We start from the raw sequence: 5,718 nt of genomic DNA on the forward strand, positions 1-5,718 counted from the left end.
GCGATTCGCTGGGTTGGGCAACCGACTATCAGGTGAAGGACACCTCGTCGCAACCGCGTGAGCTGCCGGTGATCAACGACTTGGGCTGGCAGCTGAGCGAGGCCACACACTGGCGTGACGGCCTGCCGCGGATGGTGAACACGCTCGCTAAGGCAGGCGCTTCGGGAACTGGCGTCCTCGACGCCGAAATCGACATATTGCGGGTATACCTCGACACATCGCGCTACCAGCTTCTCGCGCAGTACCCGGACATCGACACGGGGTTGCTGCTCAACTGCCTGCTGCTGGCCGCCACCGAGGCGATCGCCACCGGCAACCCGGTGAATGCGAATTATCACTTCGCCTGGTTCCAAATGCTCAGTACGCCACCGGCTAGCGGATGGAAAGCTGGCCCGTAGGGCACCGCGCGAGCGTGGGCGAGAATGAATTGACGCTGGTCGGAGGGGTCGAGATACTGTCATGATGCCGGGGTCGGGCAGACGCGCCCAGCTAAGCGACAAGGATCTCGTCGAATCGGTTCTGCGTGAGCTGAGCGAGGCGGCCGACAAGTGGGAAGCGCTGGTCGGCCAGGCTGCGACGATCACCTACAGTGTCGATCTCGGCGATATTCAGGCGGTCGTAAACTCCGACGGCAGGTTGGTGGAATTGGCTTTGCATCCGAGTGTTGTGTCCGGATACACCCATGGCGAGCTGGCCGACAGGTTGAACCTCGCGATCGCAGCATTGCGGGAAGAAGCCGAAGCCGAAAACGAGGCGCGTTACGGGGGAGCGCTCCAGTGACATGGGATCCGTTGTCGCACAATGCAGTTGAGTTGCTGACTCGCGGACACAACCTCTACGGCGCCGGCCAAGCCGATACGCGGGTTACCGAGACGCCGCAGGACCTTCGGGAGCATGCGGACCGGCTCGCCCACATCAACGCCCTGGGGATCGGGGGGGCGGCGGCCAACCGTCGGATGGTCGCTGGATTGCGTGACAGCGCAGCGGACGACAGCGAACTGGCTGCCGTACTGGCCGCTGCCTACGCCGATCATGCCGTGGGCCGGCTGGGCGCCCGCCGAGTGCTCGACGATGCGCGCAGCGACTCGATGCCGGCAGCTGATACGCCACTCGGGCACCAGGAAGCATTGGCGCGCATGGTCGCTCGGCTACGTGAGCAGCGCCACTACCTACATCGCTCGCTCCGCAACTCGCACCTGCTAGCGCGTCGGCTCCGGCGACTGGCCTACCTGCGCCAGCGACACACGTCGGGAGCTGCGCTGCCGCTCGGCGCGGTTCGGTATGGCACAGTCCAGTATGTAAATGCCTTCGTACCAGGGCATGTCAGGCAGCGAATCGCGGCTGCGCTGGATCACCTGGGCATCACCGATCCAGCCGCTCGTCGCAAGTGGATTCGCGGATACGAAACGTTGATAGCCAGGGAATCGGGCGGTCGACCGTCGGTGGTCGCGTCCGAACCGGCGACGACACGCGGCGCCATCCAGGCCGACGGGCGGGGCCTGGGCTTCGCCCGAGGCATCGCCCAGACGATTCCGGCGACGTTCGCGCGCTACCACCAACCGGGCACGTCGACCAACATCTACGATCCGGTGGCCAATATCTGCGCCTCGATGAACTACGTGATTCATCGCTACGGCGTCAGCCGCGACGGCCACAATCTCGCCGCGATGGTGCAGCAGGCGGATGCACATCGAGCGCCGAAAGGATACTGACCGTGCCGCTCAATCTCTCCAACCGAGACCAGAATTCGGGACACCTGTTCTACAACCGCAGATTGAAGGCTGCGATAACCCGGTTCTCGGTGCGGATGAAGCACGACGACCGCAAACAACAAGCGGCGGTGGCGTTGTCCATGGTGTTCGTTGTTATCGGCATCGGCTGGATGGCGCTGCTGCACGTCATGAAACCCGCCGGTCTGGTCGGCCAGTCGGCGATCATCGGCAATCGTGACACCGGCGCGGTCTACGCGAAGATCAACGGGCGGCTATACCCGGCACTCAACCTGACGTCCGCGCGGCTTGCCGTTGGTAACCCCGCCACGCCCACCTGGGTCAAGGCATCCGAGATTGCCAAGTACCCAACCGGGCCGATGATCGGTATTCCAGGTGTGCCCGACAGCCTCACCGTCACACCGAGTTCCGTGTCGTCGTGGTCGGTATGCGACACCGCGCCCAACCGCGGGACCGGCGCACCGCCGCTGGTGACATCGATCGCCGGAGAGCTGTCAACGGCGGGACGAGCAGCTGCCATGGGTCCGTCGCAGGCTGTCCTGGTCACCCATAAGAACGCGACCTATGTGATCTGGGGCGGGCAACGGTCGCAGATCGACGCAGGCGAGCGAGCCGTCACCTTCAACCTAGGCCTCGATCCGGGCGTCACCCATCCGGTCGAAATCTCCAACGCGCTCTTCGACGCGATGCCGGCGACCGAACCTCTTGTGGTCCCGGCGATTCCGGAGATAGGAACACCGTCGCGGTGGCTGCCCGGGTCGACGGTCGGCAGCGTGCTGCAAACCCAAGACGCCAATGGAGCCGTCACCGGCTTCTACGCACTGCTACCCGATGGCGGGCAGAAGATCACCAGCTTCGTCGCTGATCTGCTCCGCACCGCGCTCGCCCAGGGCTCAGCCACGCCGACGTTGATCTCGCCGGACAAGCTGATCCACATTCCCACCGTCGAGGTGCTCGACGTCGGCTATTACCCTTCGGGCAAGCTGAATTTCATTGACACAGCGGTGAATCCGGTCACTTGCGTCGCGTGGCAGAAGCAGTCCACCGACCCGCAGGCCACCATCTCCATCTACAGCGGGCGCGGACTGCCGGTCCCGATCGGAATGGACCCGCGCCTCGTGCGGCTGGTCCGAGACGACCGCCAGCCGGATTCGGTGGAGGCTGACCAGGCGCTGGTGCTACCCGGGGCGGCGAACTTTGTCGCAACAACCAGCGGTGTCGCCACCTCGGACAGCCGTGAAAGCCTGTATTGGCTTTCGCCGCAGGGCGTTCGGTTCGGAATTCAATGGGAGCAGCAGACCCTGGATCCGCTTGGGCTGAATGCGGCCAGCGCTGTGCAAGCGCCTTGGCCGATCGTGCGCACTTTCGCGGCCGGGCCGGCCATCAGCCATGACGGCGCCCTACTGGCTCGCGACACCATCACCGGGGGCGGCGCCGTTGCGCCGATCCCGGAAGCTAACCGACAGCTGGGAGGTTAGGCATGTCCAAACGCGGATTCGTACGGGGAATGCGAAAGCCGGCGCCGACCGTCCCGCCGGTGCGGGTGGCGGTCGCGCCGCCGCTGGCGTTACCGGAGCGGGAGCCACGCAACATCCTGTTGATGATCGCGCTGCCCGCGCTGTTGGTCGGGATCATCGGCACGCTCGTGGTGATGTACACGTCCGGTGTTCGGTCGCTGCAGTCCGGGTTCTTCCCGATGGTGGGCCTGGCCGGGTTCGGTGCATTGATGTTCAGCGGCCGCTTCGGCCGAGGACGACGCATCTCGTGGGGCGAGCAGGAGAAGCAACGACGAATCTATCTGCGCCAACTCGACGATGACCGCGACGAGGTGCAGCGCGCCGCCCAAGATCAGCGCCGCAGCCAACTGTTTCTGCACGGCGATCCGCAAAAGCTCGACACGGTTATCGGTGGGCCACGGATGTGGGAGCGCCGGGCCGATGACCCGGATTTCCTCGATGTGCGCCTCGGCATCGGTGTGCAGCAGGCCGCGGACTCGGCGGTGTCGCTGCAGTGGCCCGAAGTGCCGATCGGGGAAGAGCTGGAACCAGTCACCGGCGGCGCGCTGCGCGATTTCATCCTCGAGCAGAGCAAGATTCGCGGAATCGGCAAGGTGCTGAGCCTGCGGTCCAAGCCGGGCTTCAGCTTCATCGGACCCGATCCGGCAGACTTGCACAATCTCGCCCGGTCGATCCTGTGTTCGCTAGCGGTCTACCACACCCCCAACGACCTCAAGCTGATGGTGGTCACCCGTCATCCCCAACTGTGGTCATGGTTGGTCTGGCTGCCGCACAATCAGCACGACGAGATGTTTGATGCTTGTGGGTTGCGCCGCTTGGTGTTTGGCTCCCCGACTGAGTTGGAGGAAGCACTCGACGCCGAGCTGCACCGCAAGGGCCGCGGGCCGTGGACTCCGCCGGTGGGGACCAGCCCGACATCGATGCCCTCACCGATGGAGCCGACGGGGCTGCGGCTGGGCCCGCACTGGGTGATCGTCGACGACAGCGTCGGAACCCCCGAGCAATGGGAGGGTGTGACCGGGCAGAAGGGTATGGCCGGAATCACCGTGCTACGGCTGGCGACTCGGCCCGGCGTCGGCGTTGGCTTCTCCGACGAAGACCAGCGCTTCGAACTACGAGAAGGCCGGCTTTACCACCACGACGCGTTCTATGCGGTAGCCGACATGCTTGCCGAGAGCACCGCCAACCGGTATGCGCGAGCGTTGGCGCGCTGGTCTCCGATGAGCGCCGGCGACTTGTCTGAAACCGACAGCCAGGCAGGTGAATTGCTTCGGGCGTTGGGTATCAACGATCCGCGCCAACTCGACGTCGACCGGCTCTGGGCCGAAAGCCGCGGCCGGGGTGATCCTAAGTGGGCGATGGTGCCGGTCGGGGTGAAGCCCGGCGGCGAGTTGCAGTACGTCATCTTCCGCGCAAAAGACTTCGGCGGCTTTGGTTTCCACTCCGTGGTGGTTGGGACGTCCGGCTCGGGTAAGTCGGAATTCTTCTTGTCACTGTGCAACGGGATCGCGCTGACGCATTCACCGGAATCGTTCATCGTGATCTTCGTCGACATGAAGTTCGAATCGGCCGCCCAGGATTTGGAGGGCCTACCCCACGTCGCGGGCTCGCTGTCCAACCTCGGTAAGGATGATCGTCATCTCGCCGAGCGGATGCGCAAAGCTATCAACGGCGAAATCGCCAGGAGATACCGCCTTTTCAAGGAGGCCGGTGCACGTGATGCTAATGAGTACGAAGAAATGCGGCTCGCCGGTCGAGATCTGGAGCCCGTTCCGATTTTGTTGGTCATCATCGACGAGTATCTGGAGCTTTTCCACCATCACCAGGAGTGGATACAGCTGGTCATCCACATCGGCCAGGAGGGGCGTGGCTGTAACGTCTTCTTCACCCTTGGCGGCCAGCGCCTGGATTTGTCGTCGCTGAGTAAAGCCAAGAGCAACATCGCATTTCGGGTCGCGCTGCGGGCGGAGACCGCCGAGGACTCCCGCGACGTCATCGGTAGCGATGCCGCTTTGCACCTACCGTCGAAGGAGAACGGCTACGCCCTGCTCAAGGTCGGGCCGCGGGACTTGGAGCCGTTCCGGTGCTTCTACCTATCGGCACCCTTCGTACTGCCCAAGAAGGTCACGAACGTCGACCGGACGGTCGACGTGAGCTTCTCGCAGCCGCGTCCGCTCACGTGGGAGTACCAGCCGCTGAGCGCCGAAGATACCGCGGCGTTGGCCGTCGCCGACGAGCCGGAGGAACCCGACGAGTTCCTCTTCCATCCCGACGGGTTCAAGAAGAAGAAAATTCTCGACGTCATCCGCGAGTCGCTGGTGTCCAATTCCGCGCGGCTACCGCACCAAATCTGGCTTCCCCCACTGGAAGTCAGTGAGCCGGTGGACGCGCTGGTTGGCTACTGGCGCGGCAAGCCTTGGCATTTCGACTACGGGCAGAACCCAGGTCTGACCTTCCCGATCGGGAGTGTC

The 5,718-nt window shown here is 64.2% G+C and carries 5 protein-coding genes; all 5 read left to right on the forward strand.

The window, feature by feature from the left end:
* Nucleotides 1-398 (forward strand): DUF5631 domain-containing protein (locus WBF82_RS07950; RefSeq protein ID WP_424382502.1); only part of this gene is annotated, 398 nt, incomplete at its 5' end.
* 61 nt (nt 399-459) lie between these two features.
* The gene (locus WBF82_RS07955; protein ID WP_424382503.1) at nt 460-780 is read left to right on the forward strand and encodes a DUF2710 family protein; all 321 of its coding nucleotides are present in this window, start codon (nt 460-462) and stop codon (nt 778-780) included.
* Nucleotides 777-1,712, forward strand: a complete 936-nt coding sequence (locus WBF82_RS07960; protein WP_424382504.1) for a transglycosylase SLT domain-containing protein — start codon at nt 777-779, stop codon at nt 1,710-1,712. The genes WBF82_RS07955 and WBF82_RS07960 overlap by 4 nt, the downstream gene beginning before the upstream one ends.
* Before the next feature lie 2 nt (nt 1,713-1,714).
* The gene (gene eccB / locus WBF82_RS07965) at nt 1,715-3,208 is read left to right on the forward strand and encodes a type VII secretion protein EccB (RefSeq protein ID WP_424382505.1); all 1,494 of its coding nucleotides are present in this window, start codon (nt 1,715-1,717) and stop codon (nt 3,206-3,208) included.
* Between the two features lie 2 nt (nt 3,209-3,210).
* A partial coding sequence (gene eccCa, locus WBF82_RS07970) for a type VII secretion protein EccCa (protein WP_424382506.1) occupies nt 3,211-5,718 on the forward strand: 2,508 nt, incomplete at its 3' end.

The sequence above is a fragment of the Mycobacterium sp. genome (assembly GCF_049673265.1).
GTDB lineage: Bacteria > Actinomycetota > Actinomycetes > Mycobacteriales > Mycobacteriaceae > Mycobacterium.